This is a genomic window from Streptomyces sp. NPDC008092 (genome assembly GCF_042957285.1).
In the GTDB taxonomy this organism is placed as follows: domain Bacteria; phylum Actinomycetota; class Actinomycetes; order Streptomycetales; family Streptomycetaceae; genus Streptomyces.
The window spans coordinates 526,582-551,733 of record NZ_JBIBHY010000004.1 but is presented as its reverse complement, the minus strand read 5'-3'; the positions used below and the strand labels follow the sequence as shown (position 1 = coordinate 551,733).

At 71.2% G+C, this 25,152-nt stretch carries 19 protein-coding genes; 11 read left to right on the top strand and 8 right to left on the bottom strand.

Annotated features, from left to right (window positions below; all coding sequences use genetic code 11):
* From ACFZB3_RS15440 to ACFZB3_RS15430, 3 genes are read right to left on the bottom strand one after another with little or no spacing between them, the layout of a single operon-like run.
* Complete coding sequence (locus ACFZB3_RS15440) at nucleotides 1-948, bottom strand: hydroxymethylglutaryl-CoA lyase (RefSeq protein ID WP_391375258.1); 948 nt, start codon at nucleotides 946-948, stop codon at nucleotides 1-3.
* Entirely contained in the window at nucleotides 945-2,867 is a 1,923-nt protein-coding gene (locus ACFZB3_RS15435; RefSeq protein WP_391375256.1) for a biotin carboxylase N-terminal domain-containing protein, read from the bottom strand. Before ACFZB3_RS15435 ends, ACFZB3_RS15440 begins: the two co-directional genes overlap by 4 nt.
* A gap of 11 nt (nucleotides 2,868-2,878) precedes the next feature.
* Complete coding sequence (locus ACFZB3_RS15430; RefSeq protein WP_391375253.1) at nucleotides 2,879-4,495, bottom strand: carboxyl transferase domain-containing protein; 1,617 nt, start codon at nucleotides 4,493-4,495, stop codon at nucleotides 2,879-2,881.
* An 86-nt stretch (nucleotides 4,496-4,581) separates the two neighbouring features.
* Between ACFZB3_RS15430 and ACFZB3_RS15425 the strand changes: the two genes are divergently transcribed.
* From ACFZB3_RS15425 to ACFZB3_RS15405, 5 genes are all read left to right on the top strand, one after another.
* Nucleotides 4,582-5,184 carry a TetR family transcriptional regulator gene (locus tag ACFZB3_RS15425; protein WP_391375250.1) on the top strand — a complete coding sequence of 201 codons (603 nt, stop codon included), beginning with the start codon at nucleotides 4,582-4,584 and terminating at the stop codon, nucleotides 5,182-5,184.
* A gap of 296 nt (nucleotides 5,185-5,480) precedes the next feature.
* A complete protein-coding gene (locus ACFZB3_RS15420) occupies nucleotides 5,481-6,638 on the top strand; it encodes an acyl-CoA dehydrogenase family protein (protein ID WP_351712970.1) in 1,158 nt (385 codons plus the stop codon).
* Between the two features lie 35 nt (nucleotides 6,639-6,673).
* Complete coding sequence (locus ACFZB3_RS15415) at nucleotides 6,674-7,540, top strand: acyl-CoA thioesterase domain-containing protein (RefSeq protein WP_391375247.1); 867 nt, start codon at nucleotides 6,674-6,676, stop codon at nucleotides 7,538-7,540.
* A gap of 9 nt (nucleotides 7,541-7,549) precedes the next feature.
* Nucleotides 7,550-8,569 carry a cation diffusion facilitator family transporter gene (locus ACFZB3_RS15410; protein WP_391375244.1) on the top strand — a complete coding sequence of 340 codons (1,020 nt, stop codon included), beginning with the start codon at nucleotides 7,550-7,552 and terminating at the stop codon, nucleotides 8,567-8,569.
* Nucleotides 8,570-8,693: 124 nt separating this feature from the next.
* On the top strand, nucleotides 8,694-9,047 hold the full coding sequence (locus tag ACFZB3_RS15405; RefSeq protein ID WP_391375242.1) for a hypothetical protein: 354 nt from the start codon (nucleotides 8,694-8,696) through the stop codon (nucleotides 9,045-9,047).
* A gap of 88 nt (nucleotides 9,048-9,135) precedes the next feature.
* Here ACFZB3_RS15405 and ACFZB3_RS15400 read toward each other — a convergent pair whose 3' ends face one another.
* Together ACFZB3_RS15400 and ACFZB3_RS15395 are read right to left on the bottom strand one after the other, a co-directional pair.
* Entirely contained in the window at nucleotides 9,136-9,924 is a 789-nt protein-coding gene (locus ACFZB3_RS15400; protein ID WP_391375240.1) for a phosphatase, read from the bottom strand.
* Nucleotides 9,925-9,989: 65 nt separating this feature from the next.
* A complete protein-coding gene (locus ACFZB3_RS15395) occupies nucleotides 9,990-11,516 on the bottom strand; it encodes a PucR family transcriptional regulator ligand-binding domain-containing protein (RefSeq protein ID WP_391375238.1) in 1,527 nt (508 codons plus the stop codon).
* 124 nt (nucleotides 11,517-11,640) lie between these two features.
* Here ACFZB3_RS15395 and ACFZB3_RS15390 point away from each other — a divergent pair, with 124 nt between their 5' ends.
* From ACFZB3_RS15390 to ACFZB3_RS15380, 3 genes are all read left to right on the top strand, one after another.
* Entirely contained in the window at nucleotides 11,641-13,098 is a 1,458-nt protein-coding gene (locus ACFZB3_RS15390) for a sodium:solute symporter (protein WP_391375235.1), read from the top strand.
* 66 nt (nucleotides 13,099-13,164) lie between these two features.
* Complete coding sequence (gene speB, locus ACFZB3_RS15385) at nucleotides 13,165-14,133, top strand: agmatinase (RefSeq protein WP_391375232.1); 969 nt, start codon at nucleotides 13,165-13,167, stop codon at nucleotides 14,131-14,133.
* Nucleotides 14,130-15,818 carry a thiamine pyrophosphate-dependent enzyme gene (locus tag ACFZB3_RS15380; protein ID WP_391375229.1) on the top strand — a complete coding sequence of 563 codons (1,689 nt, stop codon included), beginning with the start codon at nucleotides 14,130-14,132 and terminating at the stop codon, nucleotides 15,816-15,818. The genes speB and ACFZB3_RS15380 overlap by 4 nt, the downstream gene beginning before the upstream one ends.
* Before the next feature lie 4 nt (nucleotides 15,819-15,822).
* Here ACFZB3_RS15380 and ACFZB3_RS15375 read toward each other — a convergent pair whose 3' ends face one another.
* The 3 genes from ACFZB3_RS15375 to ACFZB3_RS15365 form a co-directional block, all read right to left on the bottom strand.
* Entirely contained in the window at nucleotides 15,823-16,179 is a 357-nt protein-coding gene (locus tag ACFZB3_RS15375; RefSeq protein ID WP_391375226.1) for a peptidase inhibitor family I36 protein, read from the bottom strand.
* Nucleotides 16,180-16,316: 137 nt separating this feature from the next.
* Nucleotides 16,317-17,123 carry an endonuclease gene (locus ACFZB3_RS15370; protein WP_391375223.1) on the bottom strand — a complete coding sequence of 269 codons (807 nt, stop codon included), beginning with the start codon at nucleotides 17,121-17,123 and terminating at the stop codon, nucleotides 16,317-16,319.
* Between the two features lie 134 nt (nucleotides 17,124-17,257).
* Complete coding sequence (locus ACFZB3_RS15365) at nucleotides 17,258-19,606, bottom strand: glycosyltransferase family 39 protein (protein WP_391375220.1); 2,349 nt, start codon at nucleotides 19,604-19,606, stop codon at nucleotides 17,258-17,260.
* A 259-nt stretch (nucleotides 19,607-19,865) separates the two neighbouring features.
* On the opposite strand from ACFZB3_RS15365, the gene ACFZB3_RS15360 reads away from it, so the two are divergent.
* The 3 genes from ACFZB3_RS15360 to ACFZB3_RS15350 are packed head-to-tail and all read left to right on the top strand — an operon-like array spanning nucleotide 19,866 to nucleotide 25,151.
* The gene (locus tag ACFZB3_RS15360) at nucleotides 19,866-21,137 is read left to right on the top strand and encodes an AAA family ATPase (RefSeq protein ID WP_391375218.1); all 1,272 of its coding nucleotides are present in this window, start codon (nucleotides 19,866-19,868) and stop codon (nucleotides 21,135-21,137) included.
* On the top strand, nucleotides 21,137-21,796 hold the full coding sequence (locus ACFZB3_RS15355) for an RloB domain-containing protein (protein ID WP_391375215.1): 660 nt from the start codon (nucleotides 21,137-21,139) through the stop codon (nucleotides 21,794-21,796). Before ACFZB3_RS15360 ends, ACFZB3_RS15355 begins: the two co-directional genes overlap by 1 nt.
* Nucleotides 21,750-25,151, top strand: a complete 3,402-nt coding sequence (locus ACFZB3_RS15350; protein WP_391375212.1) for an N-6 DNA methylase — start codon at nucleotides 21,750-21,752, stop codon at nucleotides 25,149-25,151. The genes ACFZB3_RS15355 and ACFZB3_RS15350 overlap by 47 nt, the downstream gene beginning before the upstream one ends.
* Nucleotide 25,152 lies beyond the last annotated feature (1 nt).

The following is a 25,152-nucleotide window of genomic DNA, read 5'->3' as shown; positions in this document are numbered from 1 at the left end:
TCACTCCTGGTGGGAGAGGGCGCGGACGGTACGGGACGGGCTGGGTCGGCCCAGTTGTTCGGCCATCCACACGCTGGTGGCGGTGAGTTTGCCGAGGTCTACTCCGGTCTCGATACCGAGGCCCCGGAGCATCCAGACCAGGTCCTCGGTGGCGAGGTTGCCGGTGGCGGACTTGGCGTACGGGCAGCCGCCGAGCCCGCCGGCGGACGCGTCGATCGTCGTCACGCCGTGTTCCAGGGCCGCGTAGGTGTTGGCGAGCGCCTGGCCGTAGGTGTCGTGGAAGTGCACGCCGATGACGTTCGTCGGCACGCCCTCCTCGTTGAGCAGGGAGAGCAGTTCGAGGACGTGGCCCGGGGTGGCGACCCCGATGGTGTCGCCGAGGCTCAGCTCGTCGCAGCCCATGTCGCGCAGCGCCTTGCAGACCCGGACCACCTGGTGGAAGGGCACCGCGCCTTCCCAGGGGTCGCCGAAGCACATCGAGACGTAGCCGCGGACGTGCACGTCGGCGTCCTTCGCCTGCCGGACGACCGGGTCGAAGACGGCCAGGGACTCGTCCAGCGAGCGGTTGAGGTTGGCCTTGGCGAAGGACTCGGTGGCGCTGGCGAAGACGGCGACCCGGCGGGCGCCCAGGGCCAGGGCCCGGTCCAGGCCGCGCTGGTTGGGGACGAGGACCGGGAGGGCGACGCCACGGAGATCGGCGAGCTGCGGGAACAGGTCCTCCGCGTCGGCCAGTTGGGGCACCCACTTCGGGTGCACGAAGCTGGTCGCCTCGATCGTCGTCAGACCGGCGTCGGCCAGGCGGTGCACGAACTCCGCCTTCACCGACGTCGGTACGGCCGTCTTCTCGTTCTGTAGGCCGTCGCGGGCGCCGACCTCGTGGATGCGGACGCGGGCGGGGAGGTCGGTGGCCGGTACGACCATGGGGAGGGCGCTCTCGGGGGTGGTCATGCCGTCTCCTCCTCGTGCGGGGCGATCACGGCCAGCACCTGGTCCATGGCGACCGTGGCACCGGGCTGCACGTCGAGTTCGGCGACCGTGCCGGCGTGCGGGGCGGCGATGACGTGCTCCATCTTCATCGCCTCCACCACCAGCAGGCTCTGCCCGGCGGTGACCTCGTCGCCGACGGCGACCTTCACGACGGTCACCGTGCCGGGCATGGGCGCGGTGAGGGAGTCGGCGCCGGCGTGCGCGGTGCGGTTCAGCGAGGCGGCGACCGGGTCGTGGTCGCGGACCTGCCAGGCGTCGCCGTCCCGGCCGAGCCAGTCGGCGGTGTGGCGGAAGGTGTGGCGGACGCCGTCCAGCGTCACCGACACGCGGTCGGCGGTGACGGTGTGCGTGCCGCGCGGGACGTACTCCACCGGGTCCTGCACCCGGAGGTGGAAGCCGACGGGCCTGGGAACACCGCCGATGCGCCAGCCGCTGGGCACGGAGAAGGGGTCCGTCCAGCGCCCGTCCGCCGCGGCCGGCGTCAGCGCCTCCAGCCGTACGGCCGCCGCCGCCTCGTACACCTCGTCCGGTACGTCCGTGGCGACCAGGCCGTCCACCACCCGCTCGACCAGGCCCGTGTCCAACTCGCCCGCCACCACCGCCGGATGGGCGAGCAGCCGGCGCAGGAACCCGGCGTTGGTCTGCACGCCCAGCGTGACCGTCTCCGCGAGCGCCGCGCGCAGCTTCCTGAGCGCGCTCTCCCGGTCCGGGCCGTACGCGATCACCTTGGACAGCATCGGGTCGTACAGGCTGCCGACCTCGGAGCCCTCGCTGAGCCCGGAGTCGGTGCGGACGCCGTCCCCGGCGGGCTCGTGCAGCAGCAGCACCGTGCCGCCGGTGGGCAGGAAGCCGCGCGCGGGGTCCTCGGCGCAGATCCGGGCCTCGACCGCGTGCCCGGTGAGCGTGATGTCGCCCTGCGCGAAGGGCAGTTGTTCGCCCGCCGCCACCCGCAACTGCCACTCCACCAGGTCGAGGCCGGTCACCAGCTCGGTGACCGGGTGCTCCACCTGGAGGCGGGTGTTCATCTCCATGAAGTAGTACGACGAAGGGTCGCCGCCCGGCACGATGAACTCCACCGTGCCCGCGCCGACGTACCCGCACGAGCGCGCCGCCTGTACCGCGGCCTCGCCCATCGCCGCCCGGGTCGCCTCGTCGAGCAGGACCGACGGCGCCTCCTCGATCACCTTCTGGTGCCGGCGCTGGAGCGAGCACTCGCGCTCGCCGAGGTGGACGACGTTGCCGTGGCCGTCGGCCAGGACCTGGATCTCGATGTGCCGGGGGCGGTCGATCCACCGCTCGACGAGGAGGGTGTCGTCGCCGAAGGAGGCGCGGGCCTCGCGGCGGGCGGCCGCGATCTCCTCGTCCAGGAGGGTCAGGTCGCGCACCAGCCGCATGCCCTTGCCGCCGCCGCCGGCGGAGGGCTTGAGGAGCACGGGGGCGCCCAGTTCGCGTGCCGCGTCGGCCAGTTCGGGGTCACGGCCGCCGGGCACCACCGGCACTCCGGCCGCCGCCACCGTCTCCTTGGCCCGGATCTTGTCGCCCATCAGCGCGATCGCGTCCGCGGGCGGGCCGATGAAGGCCAGCCCGGCCTCCTCGCACGCCCGCGCGAAGGCGGCGTTCTCGGCGAGGAAGCCGTACCCGGGGTGGACCGCCTGGGCACCGCTCACCGCGGCCGCCGCCAGCAGCCGCGCCACGGACAGATAGCTCTCGCCCGCCGGCGCCGGACCGATCCGGACCGCCGTGTCGGCCTCCCGGACATGCCGGGCGTCGGCGTCGGCGTCGGAGTACACGGCCACCGAGCGGACGCCCAGCGAGCGCAGCGTACGGATGACCCGGACGGCGATCTCGCCCCGGTTGGCCACGAGTACGGTGTCGAACACGAGTCCCCTCCTCACATCCGGAAGACGCCGAACTGGGGGTCACCCAGCGGCGCGTTGCCACAGGCCGTCAGGGCCAGTCCCAGCACCTGCCGGGTGTCGAGCGGGTCGATGACCCCGTCGTCCCAGAGGCGGGCGGTCGCGTAGTAGGCGTTGCCCTGGCGCTCGTACTGGGCGCGGACGGGCGCCTTGAAGGCCTCTTCCTCGTCGGCGGGCCACGACTCGCCCCGCGCCTCCAGCTGGTCCCGTTTGACCGTGGCCAGCACGCTGGCGGCCTGCTCGCCGCCCATCACCGAGATCTTGGCGTTGGGCCACATCCACAGGAAGCGGGGGGAGTAGGCCCTGCCGCACATGGAGTAGTTGCCCGCGCCGTACGAACCGCCGACGACGACGGTCAGCTTCGGCACCCGTGTGCAGGCCACCGCCGTGACCATCTTCGCGCCGTGCTTGGCGATGCCGCCGGCCTCGTAGTCCTTGCCGACCATGAAGCCGGAGATGTTCTGCAGGAAGACCAGCGGGATGCCGCGCTGGTCGCACAGCTCGATGAAGTGGGCGCCCTTCTGGGCGGACTCGGAGAAGAGGATGCCGTTGTTGGCGACGATGCCGACCGGGTGGCCGTGGATCCGGGCGAAGCCGGTGACCAGGGTCTGCCCGAACTCGCTCTTGAACTCCGCGAAGCGCGAACCGTCGACGACCCGGGCGATGATCTCGCGGACGTCGTAGGGGGTGCGGGAGTCGACGGGGACGGCGCCGTAGAGGCCGTACGGGTCGGCCTTGGGCTCGGCGGCCGGGGTGACCTCCCAGGGCAGGGAGCGCCGGGCGGGGAGGGTGGCGACGATGTTCCGGACGATCCTGAGGGCGTGCGCGTCGTCCTCGGCGAGGTGGTCGGTGACACCGGAGACCCGGGAGTGGACCTCGCCGCCGCCCAGCTCCTCGGCGGTGACGACCTCGCCGGTGGCGGCCTTCACCAGCGGGGGGCCGCCGAGGAAGATCGTCCCCTGGTTCCGGACGATGACCGCCTCGTCGCTCATCGCCGGGACGTACGCGCCGCCCGCGGTGCACGAGCCGAGGACGGCGGCGATCTGCGGGATCCCCGCCCCCGACATCCGGGCCTGGTTGTAGAAGATCCGCCCGAAGTGGTCGCGGTCCGGGAAGACCTCGTCCTGCATGGGCAGGAAGGCGCCGCCGGAGTCGACCAGGTAGACGCAGGGCAGCCGGTTGTCGAGGGCCACCTCCTGCGCCCGCAGGTGCTTCTTCACGGTCATCGGGTAGTACGTGCCGCCCTTGACCGTGGCGTCGTTGGCGACGATCACGCACTCGCGCCCGCTGACCCGCCCGATCCCGGCGATCACGCCGGCGGCCGGGGCCGCTCCGTCGTACATCCCCTCGGCGGCCAGGGGAGCCAGCTCCAGGAACGGGGAGCCGGGGTCGAGGAGGGTGTCCACCCGGTCCCGGGGCAGCAGCTTGCCCCGCGCGGTGTGCCGGGCGCGCGCCTTCTCGCCGCCGCCCAGCGCGGCCGCGGCGAGCTTGGCGCGCAGCTCCTCGACGAGGACGCGGTGCGCCTCCTCGTTGGCCCGAAAGGCCTCCGACGCGGGGTCCGCCGCGCTCGTCAGCTCCGGTGCCTGGTCCATGCCGCGATCCCCTCACTTTGTTAATGAGCGTTAACGCATTGCCTTCAGGTTAACGAGCGCTAACCTCCCTGTCTAGAATTGCCTTCATGGTCACGAGAACCGACGCCCCGACCCGCCGCGAGCAGATCCTCAAGGAGGCCGCCCGGCTGTTCGCCGAGCGCGGGTTCCACGGTGTCGGGGTGGACGAGATAGGGGCCGCGGTCGGCATCAGCGGGCCCGGCCTCTACCGGCACTTCGCGGGCAAGGACGCGATGCTCGCGGAGCTGCTGGTGGGGATCAGCGGGCAGCTGCTGACGGGGGCCAAGCGCCGCCTGGCCGAGGCCGACGGGGACACCGGGCCCTCGGCGGTCCTGGACTCCCTCATCGAGGGCCACATCGACTTCGCCCTCGACGACCGTCCACTGATCACCCTGCACGACCGGGAGCTGGACCGCTTGCGCGACAGCGACCGCAAGCTGGTGCGGCAGCTCCAGCGCCAGTACGTCGAACTCTGGGTGGAGGTCCTCCGCGGCGTCTACCCGGCGCTCCCCGAGCCCGCGGCGCGCTCCGCGGTCCACTCGGTCTTCGGCCTCCTGAACTCCACCCCGCATTTGGGCCGACCGGGTTCCCTGCCGGGCCGCGGCGCGACAGCGATCCTGCTCCACCGGATGGCGAGGGGGGCGTTCGGGGCGGCGGCGGGGGAGGAGTGAGGGCGGGGGCGGGGGAACGGCGGCGCCTTGCCGCTCCCGCCCCCGCCGCGCCTGCCGAGCTGCCTGGGGTCGGTTCGGCGCCGCCGGTCCGCGCCGTCGTGGCCGATCGCCGTCGCGGCGGGATTTTTGGTGGGCGGTGAGGTGAGGGGTGAGGTGGATTCCCCCCGGGTGGATGGGGGCGTGACGAGCGTTACCCCCCTCGCTCCCCTTCCCACCCTGGACCCGTCGCCTACCCGCCGGTACCTTGGTGTCTGAGCAAGCGCTTAGACATGCCGAAGTCCGTGGAGGTGGCGGCCGTGCGCCGTACGTTGTTCGACGAGGATCACGAGGCGTTCCGGGAGACCATCCGCGCCTTCATCGAGGCCGAGGTCGTACCCGTGTACGACGAGTGGTTCGCCGCTGGCCAGGCCCCCCGTGACTTCTACTACAAGCTCGCCGAGCTCGGCGTCTTCGGCATCCGCGTCGACGAGGAGTACGGCGGCGCCGGCATCGACTCCTACAAGTTCGAGGCCGTCCTGTACGAGGAGACGGCCCGTGCGGGCGTCGCCTTCGGCGGTTCCGGCGTGCACGTGCTGCTCGGCCTGCCCTACATAAAGCTGCTCGCCACCGACGAGCAGAAGAAGCGGTACCTGCCGAAGTTCGTCTCCGGCGAGGAGATGTGGGCGATCGCGATGACCGAGCCGGGCACCGGCTCCGACCTCGCGGGCATGAAGACCACCGCCAAGCTCAGCGAGGACGGCACGCACTACGTCCTCAACGGCGCCAAGACCTTCATCACGGGTGGCGTGCACGCCGACCGGATGATCGTCTGCGCCCGGACCTCCGCGCCCACGAAGGAAGACCGCCGGCACGGGATCTCCCTCTTCGTCGTGGACACGAAGGCCGAGGGCTACTCGGTCGGGCGCAAGCTCGACAAGCTGGGGCTCAAGACCTCCGACACCGCCGAGCTGGCGTTCGTCGACGTGAAGGTGCCGGCCGAGGACCTGCTCGGCGAGGAGAACAAGGGCTTCTACTACCTCGGCCACAACCTCGCCTCCGAGCGCTGGGGCATCGCCTTCGGCGCCTACGCGCAGGCCAAGGCCGCCGTCCGGTTCGCCAAGCAGTACGTGCAGGAGCGCGTCGTCTTCGGCCAGCCCGTCGCCGCCTTCCAGAACACCAAGTTCGAGCTGGCCGCCTGCCAGGCCGAGGTGGACGCCGCCGAGGCCGTCGTCGACCGCGCCACGGAGGCCCTGGACGCCGGCGAGCTGACCCCCGCCGAGGCCGCCAGCGCCAAGCTGTTCACCACCGAGGTCGCGCACCGCGTGATCGACCGCTGCCTCCAGCTGCACGGCGGCTACGGCTTCATGAACGAGTACCCGATCGCCCGCCTGTACGCGGACAACCGCGTCAACCGCATCTACGGTGGCACCAGCGAGATCATGAAGACGATCATCGCGAAGGACATGGGCCTGTAGGCCTGCCGCAACAACCCGCCAGTAGAAAAGGTGCCATGAACCAGGCACTAAGTGATCTCCTCGACCTGCTCGACCTGGAGCAGATCGAGGAGAACATCTTCCGCGGCCAGTCCCGGTCCGCCGTCGTCCCGCGCGTCTTCGGCGGACAGGTCGCGGCCCAGGCGCTGGTCGCCGCCGGGCGTACCGTCCCGGCGGACCGGCACGCCCACTCGCTGCACGCGTACTTCCTGCGCCCCGGCGACCCGGGCGCGCCCATCGTCTACACCGTCGAGCGCATCCGCGACGGCCGCTCCTTCACCACCCGGCGCGCGGTCGCCGTCCAGCACGGCCGCCCGATCTTCGCCCTGTCGGCCTCCTTCCAGCTGGACGAGGAGGGCCTCGACCACCAGGCCCCGATGCCCGCCGCGCCCGACCCGGCGACCCTGCCCACCTCGGCGGACCGCTTCCGCGACTACGGACACCTCGACCCGGCCGTCGTGGAGAAGTTCCTCGAGGCCCGCGAGGCGATCGACCTGCGCTACGTCGAGGAGCCGCCGTTCGGCAAGTACGGTGAGCCGCGCGAGCCGCACAGCCAGGTGTGGTTCCGGACGAACGGCAAGCTCGACGACGACCCCCTGCTGCACGTCGTCCTCGCGACCTACGTCTCCGACATGACCCTCCTCGACTCCGTCCTGCTCGCGCACGGCCGCGGCGGCTGGGCGGTCGGGGACGTGGTGGGCGCCTCGCTCGACCACGCCATGTGGTTCCACCGGCCGTTCCGCGCCGACGAGTGGCTGCTCTACGACCAGGAGTCGCCGTCCGCGCACGGCGGCCGCGGGCTCGGCCAGGCCCGGATCTACACCCGGGACGGTTCACTCGCCATTTCCGTGATCCAGGAGGGTGTGGTCCGCGTCCCCAGGTAGAACTGGGGCATGGCCCAAGCCGAACACCTCGAACAGACCGGGCAGGGCGGCGGCGAGAGCACCGTCACGGTGATCGTCGCCGCCGTCGCCAACCTCGGGATCGCGCTCGCCAAGGCGGTCGCCGGAGTCGTCAGCGGCTCCAGCGCGATGCTCTCCGAGGCGGCGCACTCGGTCGCCGACACCGTCACCGAGCTGCTGCTGCTCACCGCCCTCAAGCGCAGCGAGAAGCCCGCCGACGAGGAGCACCCCCTCGGCTACGGCCCCGAGCGGTACATCTGGGCCATGCTCGCCGCCGTCGCCACCTTCGTCGGCGGCGCGGTCTTCTCCCTCTACGACGGCATCCACACCCTGGCCGTGGGGGAGAAGCCCGGCGACCCGCTGGTGTCGTACGTCGTGCTCGCCGTCGCCTTCGTACTGGAGGGCTTCTCGCTGCGCACGGGGCTCAGGCAGGCGCGCGGGGCGGCGGCCCGCTTCAAGGCACCGTTCAAGCTGTACCTGCGGCACACCCCCGACACCGCCGTGAAGGCCGTGGTGATGGAGGACTCGGCCGCGCTCGTCGGGCTGGTGCTCGCGGCCGGCGGCCTGCTCGGCGGCCAGCTCACCGGCTCCGGCGCCTGGGACGGCCTCGCCTCCCTCCTCATCGGCCTGCTCCTGCTGTACGTCGCCTGGGTGCTGGGCCGGTCCAACGCCGAGCTGCTCATCGGGCGGCCGCTGCCGAAGCCCGTGCGGGAGCGGATCCGGGCGGAGCTGCTGGAGTCCGAGCACATCGTGGCCGTACTGGAGCTGACCACGCTGGTGCAGGGCCCGGAGGAGGCGCTGGTCGCGGCCAAGGTGGACTTCCGGGACGTGTCGACGGCGGCCGAGGTCGAGTGGGCCTGCGAGCGGGCCGAGCAGCGGCTGCGGGCGGCGTTCCCGGCGATCGGCCGGGTGTACCTGGACCCGACTCCGGGGCCCGCCACGGAGCCGGCCGCGGAGCCGGGTTCGGGGCCGGGTTCGGGGCCGGTGAGCTGGGGGGATCACGAACGGTGACCACCCTGACATGCCGTCCTTCTCATCCGGATTTAAGCTCTATGAGTGAAATGCCGCACAGTGCATGTGCCGCATAGCGGACGTGCCGCGTAGCGGACGTAAGTCCGGCAGAAAGGTATTTCCCATGCGAGTACAGCGCGCGAGGCGCATCGCCGCGATATCCGCCGCCGGCCTGCTGCTGGCCGGTGGAACCGCGATCGGCGCCGCGGGTACCGCCTCGGCGGCCCCCGCCTCCACTCACCAGTCCATCGTCACCGGTGGCGGCGGCTTCGGCGGCTGCAGCGGCTTCCGGGGCGGCGGCTTCAACAACTGCCGCTACGGATACGGCGGCTACGGGTACGGGTACTACCCCACCACTGTCGCGGTCGTCCCCGTCGCGGTCGTCCCTGTCGTCGGCGTCGGCTACACCGCCGGGTTCGGCGGCATCGGCGGCATCGGTGGCTTCGGAGGCCTCGGCTTCGGCGGGCTGGGGTTCTGAGCCACCAGCGTCAACACACCAGGGATTCAGGGTCTAGGACCAGGCCACGATGTGCGGCTCCCGCTTCCGGGGGCCGCACATCGGTCCGTCAGGCCAGCCCCGCCTCGGCCAGCAGGTACGCGGTCATCGGGTCGTAGTAGCGGGGGCTGAGCACGTGGTCGTCGAGCGGCACGGCCACCTGGAGGGTGCCCTCCGACTCGGCGAGGAACAGCGCCGGGTCGTTGCAGTCCGCGTACCCGACCGAGTCCAGGCCCACCTGCGCCGCGTAGCCGGCCCAGCCGTGGTCGGCGACGACCAGGTCGGGCTGCGGCCGCCCCGCGCGCTCCAGACCGCCCAGGATCGCCTTCATCGGCTCCCCGGAGTGCGTGTGCCACAGCGTCGCCCCGTGTTCGAGGACGGCCACGTCGGCGAACTGCATGACGTACCCCTCGTCCGTCTGCAGCCCGTCCGGGATGACCGCGATCTCGCAGCCGGCGCCGCGCAGCGCGGCCGCGGTCGCCCGGTGCACGTCCAGCAGGCCGCCCGGGTGACCGGTCGCGAACAGCACCCGCTGCCTGCCCTCGGCCGCCTTGCGCAGCCGCGCCGCCAGCCGGTTCAGGCCGTCCACGGTCAGCTCGGGGTCGATGGTGTCCTGGCCGTACCGGTACTCGGGGTCGTCGTTCACCCCGACCCGCTCGGCCATCACGGCCAGCACGTCCTGCTCGTCGGTCCAGCGGTCGCCGAGTTCCAGTCCCAGCCACCAGTTGCGCTCGCCGTTGGCCAGCTTGCGGTAGTGGAGCAGGTTGTTCTCGCGGGGGGTGGCGACATCGCCCGCGATACGGGTCTTCACAAGGTGCTCTACGAGCTCGGCGCGGCTGGGCGTCCCGGGTATCGGCATGGCTCCATTGTGGGGCAGGGCGCTGGGCGTTCGCCCTGCGTATCGCCCGCTGGGACGTGCGTCACTCACTCCTGGCGGAGGGCGAACCACAGCTCCATCCGGACGTCCGGGTCGTCGAGTTCGGCGTGCAGGAGCTCCGCGGAGCGGGCGATGCGCTGCCGCACGGTGTTGCGGTGCACGGCCAGGGCGACCGCCGTACGGTCCCAACTGCCGTGCAGGGAGAGCCAGGTGCGCAGGGTCTCGGTGAGGGCGGGGTGTTCGGCGAGAGGGGCGAGGAGGGCGCGGGCGTGGGCCTGCGCCTCTTCCTCCGGGACCAGTTCGGCCAGGCCGGGGTGGGTGCCGTGCCTCGACAGGGGGGTGCGGGTCGCCCGGGCGCGGGCCATTGCGCGGGCCGCTTGGGTGCCGGCGAGGGCCAGCTGCTGTGCGGGTACGGGAGCGCTGACGCCGAGGGTCCAGCCGGGCTGTGGATCGGGTTCCCGGTCGGCGGGGAGGAGGACGCGTACGTTTTCCCCTACGGGGTCGATGAGAGCTGAGCCCAGTGCGGCGCCCAGTGCGGTGGCGGCCAGGAGGTCCGGCGGGTGCGGGTGGACCGTGGCTGGTCGCGCAGTTCCCCGCGCCCCTGCAAGAAGGTCGGCACGGTCACGTTGGCCGTTGTGCGAGGCGTATACGACGAACCAGGTGTCGCTCCCGCCCAGCAGGGGTGCCACCTCCTCCGCCGTGCCGCCCAGCAGGAGCCGTACGAGGGCCGAGGTCCTGGCCGCTCCCGAGCCGCTCTGCTGTTCGCCGGTGAGGAGGGTGAGGAGGACCGTGGCCACCGAGGCGATGGTGTGGTCGCCCGGTTCGCGGGCCGGGGTGGCCACGCCGAGGACGAAGCCGGTGCTGAGGGTGTAGGCCGCGAGGTGGGTGCCGGCGGTGGCGTGGGTGGCGGAGGTGGGGGTGCCGGGGCCGGAGGGGCGGACCACCTCCGCGAGCTCGGCCAGGGAGGCGGTCACCGGTGGCTCCGGCCGCCGGCCCGCCGACGCGGTCTCCGTGCCCTCCGGGCCGTACAGCGCGGTCCAGCCGCCGACCCGCTGGGCCAGTTGCCGCAGGACCGACGGCACCGGGTCGGGGCGGGCCGCGGCGGCGGCCAGGCTCTGCTGGGCCTCCGTGACACGGCGCAGTTCGGCCAGGCGGGCCTGGGCCAGCAGCTGCCAGACCGCGCGGGCGACGGCGGTGAAGGGGGTCTGCGGCGGGACCTCCAGGAGCGGGAGGCCGTAGGTGTCGCACGCTTCGATCAGGGCCCGCGGGACCGTGTCGTGCACGGGGGCCAGTCCGAAGCCGAGGGCGGCGCCGCCCGCCGCGACGATCCGCGAGACGTAGTTGTCGAAGTAGGTGCCCGACCCCGCCGCGTCGGGGATGTGCACGCCCGCCGTCAGCAGCAGCTCGCCGCCCAGCAGGTACGGGTACGGGTCGGCCATCTCCGAGGTGTGCGCCGCGTGGATGACGAGGGAGGGGTCGGCGGGCCCGGCGATCCGGCGCAGGGCGAGGTCCTCACGGGCCAGGAGGGCGGCGAGGGGCACAGGGGGCGTGGGCGGGACCGCGGGATCCGGCATGGTGTGCGCTTCCTCCATCCCGTACGGCTCGAATGGATGAAACGTACACTTCGCAGCCGCATTGCGGCCACCTAGTGTCGAGGCACGTCACCCGCCGGCGAGATCCCCAGCGAAGGAGGGCCCTGTGGCCGTCGACTACACCGTGATCGTCCTCTATCTCGCCGGAATGCTGGCCATGGGCTGGTGGGGCATGCGCCGGGCCAGGTCGAAGAGCGAGTTCCTGGTGGCCGGGCGCCGGCTCGGGCCCGCCATGTACTCCGGCACCATGGCCGCGATCGTCCTCGGCGGCGCGTCCACCATCGGCGGAGTCGGACTGGGGTACCAGTACGGGCTGTCCGGCGCCTGGATGGTCTTCACCATCGGCCTGGGCCTGCTCGCCCTCTCCGTCTTCTTCTCCGCCCGGATCGCCCGCCTCAGGGTGTACACCGTCTCCGAGATGCTGGACCTCCGGTACGGCGGCCGGGCGGGCGTGATCTCGGGTGTCGTGATGTGGGCGTACACGCTCATGCTCGCCGTCACCTCGACCATCGCGTACGCCACGATCTTCGACGTCCTCTTCGACATGAACCGGACGGTCGCGATCGTCCTGGGCGGCTCGATCGTCGTCGCCTACTCGACGCTCGGCGGCATGTGGTCGATCACCCTGACCGACATGGTCCAGTTCGTGGTGAAGACGATCGGCGTGCTGCTGCTCCTGCTGCCCATCGCCGTCGTGAAGGCGGGCGGCTTCGGCGCGATGAGGGCCAAGCTGCCGACCTCCTACTTCGACCCGCTGGGCATCGGCGGCGAGACCATCTTCACGTACGTGCTGATCTATACCTTCGGCATGCTCATCGGACAGGACATCTGGCAGCGGGTGTTCACGGCGCGCGGCGACCGGACGGCGAAGTGGGGCGGCACGGTGGCCGGCACCTACTGCCTGGTCTACGCCCTCGCGGGTGCGGTGATCGGGACGGCGGCCAAGGTGCTGTACCCGAAGCTGGGCAGCCCGGACGACGCCTTCGCGACCATCGTCAAGGACGAACTCCCCGTCGGGGTGCGGGGGCTGGTGCTGGCCGCCGCGCTCGCCGCCGTGATGTCGACCTCCTCCGGCGCGCTGATCGCCTGCGCGACCGTCGCCAACAACGACATCTGGTCGCGGCTGCGGGGCAGGACGAGGACCGGTGATCACGACGAGGTGCGGGGCAACCGGGTCTTCATCCTGGTCATGGGGGTCGGGGTGATCGGCACGGCCATCGCCCTCAACGACGTCGTGGAGGCGCTGACCGTCGCCTACAACCTGCTCGTCGGCGGCCTCCTCGTCCCGATCCTCGGCGGACTGCTCTGGAAGCGCGGCACGGTCCAGGGCGCCCTCGCCGCCGTGACCGTCGGCGGCCTCGCGGTGGTCGGCCTGATGGCGGGCTACGGCATCCTCGCCAACGAACCCGTCTACTACGGCCTGCTCTCCTCCCTCGTCGCGTACGTCGCCGTCTCCCTGGCGACGAGGCCGACCGACGCGGCCGTGCTGGCCACCTGGCGGGAACGGCTCGCGGGCCGCGGTGCCCCCGAACTCGCGTCCGAACCGGTCCCGGCCCACCAGTAGAGTCGTCACAGAAGCAGTGCATAGCGGTACGTACGCGATGAAGCGTAGGAAAGAAGGCAGCCCCCCATGAGCAGCAACGAGACGCCCCGCGGCCCCGTCGACTCCTCCCGCATACCGCGGTACGCCGGTCCCGCGACCTTCGCCCGGCTGCCCCGCCTCGACGAGGTCGGCCGCGCCGACGTGGCCGTGGTGGGCGTGCCGTTCGACTCGGGCGTCTCCTACCGGCCGGGCGCCCGCTTCGGCGGCAATGCCATCCGCGAGGCGTCCCGGCTGCTGCGCCCCTACAACCCCGCGCAGGACGCCTCCCCCTTCGCCCTCGCCCAGGTCGCGGACGGCGGTGACATCGCCGTCAACCCGTTCAACATCAACGAGGCGGTCGAGACCGTCGAGGCGGCCGCGGACGAACTGCTCGGCACGGGCGCGCGCCTGATGACCCTCGGCGGCGACCACACCATCGCGCTGCCGCTGCTGCGGAGCGTCGCCAAGAAGCACGGGCCGGTCGCGCTGCTCCACTTCGACGCCCACCTCGACACCTGGGACACCTACTTCGGCGCCGAGTACACGCACGGCACCCCGTTCCGGCGGGCGGTGGAGGAGGGCATCCTGGACACCTCCGCCCTCTCGCACGTCGGCACCCGCGGGCCCCTGTACGGCAAGCAGGACCTCACCGACGACGAGAAGATGGGCTTCGGCATCGTGACCTCGGCGGACATCTACCGCCGGGGCGCCGACGAGGTGGCCGACCAGCTCCGTCAGCGCATCGGCGACCGGCCCCTCTACATCTCGATCGACATCGACTGTCTGGACCCCGCTCACGCCCCGGGCACCGGCACGCCCGAGGCGGGTGGTATGACGTCCAGGGAACTCCTGGAGATCCTGCGCGGACTCTCCTCCTGCCACCTCGTCTCGGCGGACGTCGTCGAGGTGGCACCCGCGTACGACCACGCCGAGATCACCTCGGTGGCGGCCTCGCACACGGCGTACGAACTGACCACGATCATGACCCGACAGATTGCCGAGGCGCGCGCGAAGTGACCCACGACCACGACCTGGTGCTCCGCCCGACCGAGGCGCAGACGGCCGCAGCCCTCAACCCGCCCGCCGGCCGCAACGGCGGAGACCTGGTCGTGGAGACCCTGGCCGGGCTCGGCGCGACCACCGTCTTCGGGCTGCCCGGCCAGCACGCCCTCGGCATGTTCGACGCCCTGCGCCGCTCCTCGCTGCGCTATGTCGGCCTGCGGGTGGAGAACAACGCGGGCTTCGCGGCGGACGCCTACGGCAGGATCACCGGCGAGGCGGCCCCGCTGCTCCTCTCCACCGGCCCCGGCGCGCTCACCTCACTGGCCGCGCTGCACGAGGCGGCCTCGGCATCCGCCCCGGTGCTGGCCATCAGCAGCCAGGTCCCGACCGCGGGCCTCGGCGGCGGCCGCCACGGCTACCTGCACGAACTCCCGGACCAGGCGGCCTCGTTCCGGGGCGTGGTGAAGTCGGTCCACACCGTCCGCACCCAGTCGCAGATCCCGTCCGCGCTCGCGGCCGCCTGGAAGTCGGCGCTGACCGCCCCGCACGGCCCGGTGTGGGTGGAGATCCCGCAGGACGTGCTCCTCGCGGGGACCGCGCTGCCCGTGGTGACCGCGGTCGACGCGACCCCCGACGAACTCCCGCCACGCCCCGAACTGACCGCGGTGGCGGCCGATCTGCTGTCGCGCGCCGTCCGCCCGGCGGTCATCGCGGGCGGCGGGGTGGTGCGCGCGGACGCCTCCGGCAAGCTGCGGCAGCTGGCCGAGACGCTGAACGCCCCGGTCGTCACCACCTTCGGCGGCAAGGGCGCGTTCCCCTGGCACCACCCGCTCTCCCTCCAGTCCTGGCTGGAGGACCGCCACACCACGGACTTCCTGGAGGACGCCGACGTCCTGCTCGTCGTCGGCTCGGGCCTGGGCGAACTCTCCTCCAACTACCACACGTTCGAGCCGCGCGGCCGGGTGATCCAGATCGAGGCGGACCTCGGCAAACTGGAGTCCAACCACCCGGCCCTCGGCATCCATGCGGACGCCCGGCTCGCGCTCCAGGCGCTCCTGGAGACGGTGACCCCGCGCGAGGACGCGTCGGCCCCGGAGCGGGTACGGACCGTGCTCGACCGGGTCGCCGCCCGCATCGCCGCCCAGGAACTCACCCTGGAACAGGAGGTGCTGGCCTCGGTCCGCCGCGCCCTGCCCGCCGGTTCCCCGTCCTTCTGGGACATGACGATCCTGGCGTACTGGGCCTGGTCGGCGTTCGACGCCCAGGCCCCGAACCTCATGCACTCCGCCCAGGGCGCCGGCGGTCTCGGCTACGGCTTCCCGGCGGCCCTCGGCGCGGCCGCCGCCGACCCGAGCCGCCCGGTGCTCGCCGTCTCCGGCGACGGCGGCGCCCTCTACTCCATCGCCGAACTGGCGACCGCGATCCAGCACGGCCTCCCGGTCACCTGGCTCATCGTCGACGACGGCGGCTACGGCATCCTCCGCGAGTACATGACCGACGCCTTCGGCGAGCCCACGGCGACGGAACTGACCCGCCCCGACTACGTGGCCCTCGCCGAGTCCTTCGGCGTCCCGGGGATCCGCACGACCCCGGAGACCCTGGAGACGGACCTGGCGAAGGCCCTCGCGGCACCGGGCCCCTCGGTCGTCGTACTCCCCGCCCTGCTGCGGATGTTCGCGCCGACGCACCTGGCGGACTAGTGGACTAACAGGCCCCCGCCCCCACCCCGTCGATCCGCCCGCCGAAGTCGCCGCGGTACTGGGAGCGCCAGTCGCCGTTGAAGACGTCGCGCTTCTCGGTCGGTGACCAGTTGACGAAGCAGGCGCGGGTGGAGGCGACGAAGGAGCCCACGTTGTCGTGGAGGTTGGGCGGCATGTCGCGGTAGCCGCTGCGGGCAGTCCACTCCCAGTAGTCGCCGCCGAAGCCCTCGCCGCTCCAGAAGCAGACCGAGCCGTCGGGGCAGGACGGGGCGGCGGCCGCGTGTGCGGAGGCGCTCTGGGCGGGGAGGACGAGTGCGGTCAGGGCGAGGGCGGCGGCGAGGGACCAGGTACGAAGCTGCACGGGAGTCTCCGGAAAAGGAGTCGGGGACGCCCCGGCGGAACTGCCGGGACGTCCCCATGCTGCTGGGCGGTCACGCGGACACGCCCGAGCCCAAGATCGACTTCACCTGTGTGAGGTAAGTAGTACGACCGGCTCCCTTACCAGATCGCGTCCACCCACTCCGGGTGGTCGATGAACGGGTTCCGGTTGTGCTGGTAGGTGTCGTAGATGACCTGGTTGCGGTTCTCCTCGAAGGCGTCCGGCGGGTCCTCGTCGTTCCACTGCTTGAGGACGGACAGCTTGCCGATGTACGGGGTGGAGCCGTTGTTGACCTTGTCGTCGGGCTCCAGGTTCGCGAACCCGTCGTCGCCCTCGTAGCGGACGGCCATGTACAGGATCATGCGGGCCACGTCGCCCTTGACCGCGTCGCGCGGCTCGAAGGAGTCCGAGTCGACCTTGCTGCCGCCGCTGTTGGTGAAGGTGGAGCCGCCCTCGTCGAAGTCGAGGTTGCCGCGCTTGCCGTTGACCGCCACGTCCTCGGGACGGATGTGGTGCAGGTCCGTGCCGGGGCCGGTGGACGTGGTGAGGTCGCCGTGCGAGATCGCCCACACGTGCTCGCGGTTCCAGTCGCCGCTGTCCCCGCCGTTGAGGGACTTGCTGCGCGAGATGCCCGAGTACAGCAGGATCACGTTGCTGCTGTTGTTCGGGTCCTGGTCGGTCTTCTTCAGGGCGTCCCAGAGGGCCGAGTACGACAGCTTGGTGACGTTCGCGCTGATGATCGTGTGCAGGGACGACTTGAGGCTCGTCCCCGTCTTGCCGATCGCGTTCTTGTAGTACGTCGAGTCGTACGCGGTCGTGGTCGCGGCGGCCGGGGTCGCCGTCAGCGCGGGGGCGGTGAGGCCCACCAGGACGGCTGCGGTCGCCAGGGCCACCGACTTCCAGCGCCGGATGTGTGTCGCCAGCATAAAGAGTTTCCCATCTACGCGGGTTGACGAGGCGGCAAGAAGGAGGGTGACATGAACATGAGGACGCGCAGGTGAACGCGACGTAAAAAGAGGCCCCCGACCGTGCGGTCGGGGGCCTCGGTGCTGCCGGTGCGTCAGCTGACGTCCGACGGGTCCAGCCGGTAGAGGGACGACGTGGTCGACTGCGTCGAAGAGGCCGAGCCCGACGACGAGTTCGAGGAGGAGCTCGTCGAGGAGGAGCTCGAACCGGAGCTCTTGCTGTACGCGCTCTCCTTCACCGCCGTGCCGTTCTTCTCCACCCAGGAGGTGACCTGGGAGCTGAGGCTGTCGGTGCCGCCCTGGCCGCCGCCCATGCCGCCGCCGAGCTGGATGTAGTGCAGCTTGCCCGCCTTCACCAGCTCCTTGAGCTTGGCGACGGTCATCGCGTTGTCCTGGCCGGTGAAGCCCCACATGGAGATGACGGCTTCGTTCGAGCTCAGCTCGATCTGCGCGGCGGACTGGGAGTTGGAGACCGCGAGCAGCCAGGTGGCGCCGTCCTTGTGCTTCTTCAGGTAGGCGATCAGGTCGCTGCTCACGCTGCCGCCCATGCCGCCACCGCCGAAGCCGCCGCCGCCCGTGCGGCCGCCGGGCTGAGTGGTGCCGGAGCCGGAGCCGGTGCCGGTGCCGGTGCCGGTGCCCGTGCCGCCGGGAGCCTCGCCGCCGCCGAAGCCGCCGCTCGGCAGTTCGCCGGTGCCGCCGCCCGGCGTCATCTGGCCGTTGCCGCCGCCGGGGAAGCCGCCGCCCGAACCGCCGCTCGGCGCCTCGCCGTTGGCGCCGCCCGGGAAGCCGCCGCCGGCCTCGGTGTTCTGCCCGCCCTGGCCGCCCTGCTGGGTGCCGCCCGGCAGTTCGCCGCCGCCCGGGAAACCGCCCCGGTTGCCGCTGCCACCGCCCGGCCCGCCGCCGAAGCCGCTGCCCGTCGAGGGGCCCGCGGTCGGGTTCGTACCGCCGCGCATGCCGCCGCCGCTGGCGCTGCCGAACGGCAGGGTCGCCGCGTACGCCGTCGGACCCGCGAGCGCCGCGACCACGGCCGCCGCCAGCGAGGCCGCCAGCAGGCGGGCCTTGTTGCCGGAGCGGAAGAAGATCATGCCCGCGATGCCGGCCACGGTCAGCACGCCGATCGCCGGCCACAGCCAGGTGTTCCAGCCGGAGGCGCGGCGCAGCAGCACGATCGCCCAGATGCCGGTGACGCCGAAGGCGGCCGGGAGGACCCAGATCCACCGCTTGTCGGCGCGGAACGCCTCCAGCAGCATCGCGCCACCACCGCCGCACAGCACCGCGATGCCCGGGGCGAGCGCGGTCGTGTAGTACGGGTGCATGGTGCCCTGCGCGGTCGCGAAGATCACGTAGTGCAGCAGGGTCCAGCCGCCCCAGAGGACCAGCGCCATCCGCCTCAGGTCGGTGCGCGGGGCGCGGCCGCACAGCACCAGGCCGCCGATCAGCGCGATCGCGGAGAACGGGAGCAGCCAGGAGATCTGGCCGCCGAGGATGTCGTTGAACATCCGGCCGAGGCCCGCGGAGCCGGAGAAGCCGCCGCCCCCGCCGCCTCCGCCCCCGCCGTTGCCCTCGCCGCCGAAGACGCGGCCGAGACCGTCGTACCCCATGATCAGGTCCCAGGCGGAGCCGTCCGTGGAGCCGCCGATGTACGGCCGGTCGGAGGCCGGGACCAGGGAGACGGCGATCGCCCACCAGAAGCTGGAGACGGCCAGCACGACCGCGGCGAGGGCCAGGTTGACGGCGCGCTTCGCCCAGGTGGCCTTCGACGCGTACAGGTAGAGCGCGAAGACGGCGGGGAGCGCGATCCAGCCCGCGAGCAGCTTGGTGTTGAAGGCGAGACCGAAGCACGCCGCCGAGCCGAGCAGGGGGAGCAGCTTCTCGTCACGGGTGGCGCGGAACGCGAGCGCCGCGCCCGACACCATGAGGAAGACGAGGAGGGTGTCCGGGTTGTTGTCGCGGTTGATGGCGACGGTGATGGGGGTGAGCGCCAGCACCAGCGCGGCGACGGTCGCCGCGCCGTGTCCCCACACCCGCTTCACGGTGGAGTGCAGGATCCAGATCGTGGCGAGCGCGACCACGACCTCGGGCGCCATCATCTGCCAGGTGCCGAAGCCGAAGATGCGGCAGGACAGGCCCATGACCATGAGCGCGAACGGCGGTTTGTCGACGGTCAGGAAGTTGCCGGGGTCCAGCGAGCCGAAGAACCAGGCCTTCCAGCTCTTCGTGCCGGCCCAGATCGCGCCGCTGTAGAAGGTGTTCATGTCGGAACCGGAGAGGTTCCAGGAGTAGAGCACCGCCGCCACGATCAGGATCGCGATCAGCGCGGGGAGCGACCAGCGCGGCGCCTTGGCCGGCAGGGGGGCCGCAGGGGCCGCCGCGGGGGTCGCCGTGGGCGGGCCCCAGTCGGGGGACACGGGCGGGTGGGGGGTGGGATCGGTGGCAGATGTCACCACCCCACCATGCGGGCGGCCGATGGGCGAGGGCTGTGCCGATCCTGGGCGCAGGCTGTGGGTGGATGAGATGTCGGTAAGAGGGCGGCCGGTGCGCGCAACGACGTAGTCGGCTGCGAACGGCCGCTCCGTCGCGCCGCGATCACTCGTTCGGCCACGCGGTACCGGCTGCACCGGATATGTTCCCCGAGGCCGGGACGGTCGGACGGGGAAGTCTGTCGGACAAGGCGACTACTCTGAGACAGGAGAGGAGGACAATGTGCTGCTTAGGTTCCGTGTCGCGAACGTGCGGTCCCTGCGCGACGAGCAGGAGCTGTCCTTCGTGACGCCCGAGGACTCCGTGCCGCCCGACGACGAGGAGCCGTTTCCCGCCCGCCCCGTGCGCCTGACAGGCGGCCGGTCAATCGGTGTCTTCCCGTTGATCGGAATCTTCGGCGCCAACGCCTCGGGCAAGTCGAACGTGCTCGCGGCGCTCGTGGACATGCGGAGCGCGGTACTCGACTCTTATGCTCACTGGGCCTCGTACGACGGCGTTCCGCGCTCGGTCTTCGCACTGGACCCCAAAGGGAACGAGGAACCGAGTTTTTTCGAAGTGGACCTCCTTCTGGACGGGGTCCGCTGGACATACGGATTCGAGCTGGGCGGCAGCCGCGTCGAAGCGGAATGGCTGCACAGTTACCCGCGCGGGCACCGACAGGTCTGGCTGGACCGGGACGCCTCCCGCGCCGAGGCGTACGACTGGCCGGGCAACCGGGTCAAGGACCGTGCACAGCTCACCCGGCGCACCCGCCCCAACGCACTCTTGCTCTCCACCGCGGGCACCGACAACCATTCGCAGCTGTCGCCTCTCTTCCACTGGTTCCGCCGCAACCTGTGGCTGATCGATCCGGTGGTCGACCGGGACAAGCGTGAAGCGTTCACCCGCGAGCAGCTCTCCGGTGCCCGAGCGCGCCGCATCGAGGACCTCCTGCGCGTGGCCGACCTCGGCATCACCGGTACGGTACTCGTGGACGAAGGCAGAGGCCGGTCGACCGTCAGACTCGTCCACCGCTCGGCCGCAGGGGAGGCCGCCCTTGACTGGCAGACCGAATCCCTCGGCACCCGCTCCTGGTTCGCCCTCCTGGGACCGCTGCTCCTGGCGCTCGACGAGGGTGCTGTCCTGCTCGTCGACGAACTGGACGCCAGCCTGCATCCGCGCTTCGCCGCCGAAGTCGTCCGACTCTTCCACGACCCGTACGCGAACCCCAACGGCGCCCAGCTGGTCTTCACGTCGCACGACCCGACGGTCCTCACCACCCCGAGCGGCGGACGGCTGCTCGATCCCGGCCAGGTATGGCTGACGGAGAAGGGCGCGGATGGGTCGACCCAGCTGTATCCACTGACAACGGCGTCCCCGGGGAGGGAGGAGGACCTGATGAAGTCGTACCTGGCGGGGGCCTTCGGTGCGGTTCCGTCCCTGCTGGAAGGCCAGATCGCCCGGCGTCTGCTCGCCGACCGGGAACAGGACGGGCCCGAGGCGGGGCAGCGCTGATGAGGAAGGCCAGGGGGAAGGAATCGCTGGGGCCCACACAGAGTCGCGGACGACGCAAGAGGATCGTCCACGTCTTCTGCGAAGGGCTGGTCACGGAACCCTCGTACATCGACGTCATCAAGGAGTACGCGTCGGACGTCGACGTGCGGATCGCGAATCACAACGCCCCCGGCTCCCGGCGCAAGCCTCTCAAACTGGTGGAGGCGGCGGTCGAGTTGATGGACCGCGAGCAGCGCGCGGCCAAGCGCAGCGGCCTGGAGAAGAAGTACTGGCCGCAGGTCTGGTGCCTCTTCGACCGGGACCAGCACGAAGGCATCGAGACCGCGTTGAAGCAGGCGCGCGACGGAGGGGTGAAGGTCGCCTTCTCTCATCCGTGCTTCGAGGTCTGGCGTCTGCTGCACCACAAAGCGGTCAACGGCACGTTCGGCGGGGCCTGCGGGCAGGTTGTGGCGCGGCTGCCCTTCGCCAGGGACCCGAAGGACAAGGCTGACATCAAACTAGTGCTGCCTCACCAGGTCACCGGGCGTTATCCGGAGGCCAGGAAACACGCCCTTCAGATGAACGCGCAGCACGGCGACCATGTGGCGCTCGTCAACCGGGACCCGTACACCGATGTCCACGAATTCGTGGAACAGGGACTCGGAATCACCTCGTACTGACATCACTTCAGGCTGTAGGGAGCCGTTCGTGGCCAAGCTCACGCTCGCGCAGTTGGAGCGGCACCTCTTCGCCGCCGCCGACATCGTCCGGGATGCGACGGACGCCTCCCAGAACAAGGACTACATCGTCGGCCTGTTGTTCCTGAAGGGAGCCAACGACGAGTTCGACGTGGTGCGTGAGGAGATCAAGGCGTACGCGGCCGGAGAGCTGGGCCTCAGCGGGGAGTCGCTGGCCGACTTCCTCGAACAGGAGTCGGCGTACCACGAACGCGAGGTCCTCTTCGTACCGAAGGTCGCCCGCTGGCCGGAGATATCCTCGGCCACGCACGATATCGCCGAGGGCCGACTGCGTCCGGCTCTGCGGGCGCTGGAGGGCCAGAACCCCGAACTCCACGGCCTGTTCAGCCATCTCGACTTCCGCCGGGTCGGCGGCCTCGGTGGGTCTTCGGCCGAACGTGCCGATCAACGGCTGAAGTCGCTCATCGGACACTTCGACCGTGTGCGGCTGAGCACCCGTGACTTCGAGTTCCCCGACCTGATCGGTGCCGCGTACGAGTACCTCATCAAGGCGTTCGCGGACTCGGGAGGCCGCTCCGGCGGCGAGTTCTACACACCGCGCCCGGTGGTCCGCATGATGGTGGACCTGTTGCGACCCGAGCCGGGCACGCGAATCTACGACCCGTGTGTCGGCTCGGGCGGCATGCTCGTCTCCGCCAAGGAGTACGTGGAGGAGCACGGTGGTGACGCCTCGGACATGTTCTTCGCCGGCCAGGACGCCAACAGCGGCTCCGCGGCGACGGCGACGGTGAACCTGGTCCTCCACGGCGTGCACCGCTTCGACCTTCGCACTGGGGACACGCTCACCGCACCGGCACATGTACCGGTGTCGGACGTGGACCGGTTCGACGGAGTGCTCAGCAACCCGCCGTTCTCCATGGACTACTCGCTGAGCGATCTGGCGTACCGGGAGGAGCGCACGACGTACGGGGTGGCGGGCGAGCGCGGCAAGGCGGACCTGATGTTCGTCCAGCACATGCTGTGGGAGACCCGCCGGGAGGGCCGGGGCGGCATGGTCGTCACGGTCATGCCGCACGGTGTGCTGTTCCGCGGCGGCGGGGAACGGGCGATCCGAACGAAGCTGCTCGACGACGACACGATCGAGGCGGTGATCGGCCTCGCACCAAACCTCTTCCACAGCACCGGCATTCCCGTCTGCGTCCTGGTGCTGCGCCCGCCCGGAAAGAAGGACGCGGCGCGGGCGGGCAAGGTTCTGTTCATCAACGCGGATCGCGAATTCCTCGCGGAGCGCGCGCAGAACGTGCTGCTGGACGAGCAGTCCGAGAAGATCACGTCTGTCTTCCATGAGTTCGCGGAGGTTCCCGGCTTCTCACGCCTGGTCGGTCGCGAGGAACTGCGGGAGAACGACGACAACCTCACCGTCCGCCGTTACGTGGACAACACGCCGCCTCCGGAGCCGCAGGACGTGCGGGCGCATCTGACGGGCGGTGTGCCACGCGCGGAGATCGAGGCGAAGCGGGAACTGCTCGACGCCTATGGGATAGCGCCGGCCGACCTCTTCGACGAACGCATACCCGCCGACCCGGAGTACGTCGACTTCTTGCCGAAGACGCAGCGGCCGGACACCGATTGGTTCGCTGACCTGGCCCGCCCCCGCGAGCACCGGTTCGGCGTGGCCTTCACCGAGTGGTGGGAGGCGGAGGCCCCGCGCCTGGAGGGTCTGGCCACGGCTGCCGGGGGACCGACGGGCAAGCTGCCGTCTCAGCGCAGGGCGGCCTTGTGGGCTGCACGGGAGTCGCTGGTCGAGTCCTTCGTGGCACACCTCGGCGATGTCGGCCTCGTCGACGGGTCTGCCCTTGCGGGCGCAGTGACCGAGTGGTGGCGCGAGGCCAGATACGACCTGTTGGCGCTCGCCGAGAGAGGGTTCGCGGGGGTACTCGACGGCTGGCTCGCGGACGTCGAGACACAGCTCGCGCCCGAACTCGACCCGAGGACCGGTCGGCCACGCCCGCCGACGGCGGGGGAGCGGCGTGCGGCCTACCGGCACAAGCTCGTGGCCGCCATCGCCCCGGACTTCCTGGCGGAACTGGCGGCGGCGGACGCGCGGATGACCGAACTCGACGAGCGCCGGCAGGAGCTCAAGGCCCGGCCGGCCGACGCCGGTCAGGACGACGGCGAGAGCGGCAGTGGCTCTTCCACCGCTGAGACGGCGGCTGCGGAGGAGGAACAGCGAGCGGCACTGGCTCAGTGGAAACGTGAACGTACGAGGACCACCGCCTTGGTCAAGGGCCTCGAAGACAGTGCACAGGCGCGCCTCGCGAGTGCCCGTACCGCCCTGGCCGCCGGTCACCAGGAGCGCGGGGCGGTACTCGACATCCTTCGCGGCGGGCTGCGGAGCAAACTCGACGATCTTCTGCGGAACCGGCGGCGGGAACTGGTCCGTGCCTACGAGAACTGGTGGGAGAAGTACGGGCTCTCCTTCCGGGAGATCGAGCAGCAGCTGAAGGGGTCGGCGGACGCCGTTCCGACCCCGAGTTACCCCTGGTCCCGGCGGAGCGCATGGGAGGTCATGGCGGACGGCGTACACCTCCTCACCGACCGGAACGCGATCGCCGATGTGGTCCACTCCCTGATCGAGGCCGAGAAGGAAGTCGAAGGGGAACTCGCCAAACTGGATGTCGACGAACTGCTCGCGCTGCTCACGGCAGTCAGCTCCGACGGACCGGTCCAGGCGCCGCGCAGACCGTTGCGGGAGGTGGTCGACTCGGTACGGTCCGGCTTCGCCACCAGCGCGGAGAGCCGCCCTGGGGTACCAGTCCTCCGTGCGGCCGACCTGACCGAACGTGCCGTCGCGTTGCCCGGCTGGCGAACCGCTGAATCCGGACCCGCACGGGATAAGGAAAGGCCACCCACTGCACTGCGCCCGGGGGACGTCCTGTTCGCTCCTGCCGACGCGACCGGACGGACCTTCCGTGCCGCCGTATGGCGAGGCGAACGCGGGCAGGCGACCTACGGTCCCAGCGTCCTGTGCATCAGGCCCGACGCCGACCGGCTGTCCGCCGATTACCTGGTCGCGTGGCTGATGCTGCCCGAAGCCCAGGAACGCGTCTACACAGTGGCACGGTCGGATGGCGGCCTGCGCCTTGTGAACTCGGTGAATCCGGCCAGGCTGCTCGATGTGGAGGTACATGTGCCGAGCCAGGCGGCCCAGAGGGCATTCGAGGAACGTGTCGCCGAACTGGCCCGGGAAAGGGCGGTACGTCACGCCCAGCTCGCGAAGCTTCGCCTGGTGAAGGGCATCCTGGTGCACAACCTCACCGTGATCGCCGGTGCCTGAC

What these genes read in the sequence shown, in the direction of transcription:
- ACFZB3_RS15440 (WP_391375258.1), bottom strand. Translation starts at nt 948, where the DNA reads ATGACCACCCCCGAGAGCGCCCTCCCCATGGTCGTACCGGCCACCGAC.
- ACFZB3_RS15430 (WP_391375253.1), bottom strand. Translation starts at nt 4,495, where the DNA reads ATGGACCAGGCACCGGAGCTGACGAGCGCGGCGGACCCCGCGTCGGAG.
- ACFZB3_RS15425 (WP_391375250.1), top strand. Translation starts at nt 4,582, where the DNA reads ATGGTCACGAGAACCGACGCCCCGACCCGCCGCGAGCAGATCCTCAAG.
- ACFZB3_RS15415 (WP_391375247.1), top strand. Translation starts at nt 6,674, where the DNA reads ATGAACCAGGCACTAAGTGATCTCCTCGACCTGCTCGACCTGGAGCAG.
- ACFZB3_RS15410 (WP_391375244.1), top strand. Translation starts at nt 7,550, where the DNA reads ATGGCCCAAGCCGAACACCTCGAACAGACCGGGCAGGGCGGCGGCGAG.
- ACFZB3_RS15405 (WP_391375242.1), top strand. Translation starts at nt 8,694, where the DNA reads ATGCGAGTACAGCGCGCGAGGCGCATCGCCGCGATATCCGCCGCCGGC.
- ACFZB3_RS15400 (WP_391375240.1), bottom strand. Translation starts at nt 9,924, where the DNA reads ATGCCGATACCCGGGACGCCCAGCCGCGCCGAGCTCGTAGAGCACCTT.
- ACFZB3_RS15395 (WP_391375238.1), bottom strand. Translation starts at nt 11,516, where the DNA reads ATGCCGGATCCCGCGGTCCCGCCCACGCCCCCTGTGCCCCTCGCCGCC.
- speB (WP_391375232.1), top strand. Translation starts at nt 13,165, where the DNA reads ATGAGCAGCAACGAGACGCCCCGCGGCCCCGTCGACTCCTCCCGCATA.
- ACFZB3_RS15370 (WP_391375223.1), bottom strand. Translation starts at nt 17,123, where the DNA reads ATGCTGGCGACACACATCCGGCGCTGGAAGTCGGTGGCCCTGGCGACC.
- ACFZB3_RS15355 (WP_391375215.1), top strand. Translation starts at nt 21,137, where the DNA reads ATGAGGAAGGCCAGGGGGAAGGAATCGCTGGGGCCCACACAGAGTCGC.
- ACFZB3_RS15350 (WP_391375212.1), top strand. Translation starts at nt 21,750, where the DNA reads ATGTCCACGAATTCGTGGAACAGGGACTCGGAATCACCTCGTACTGAC.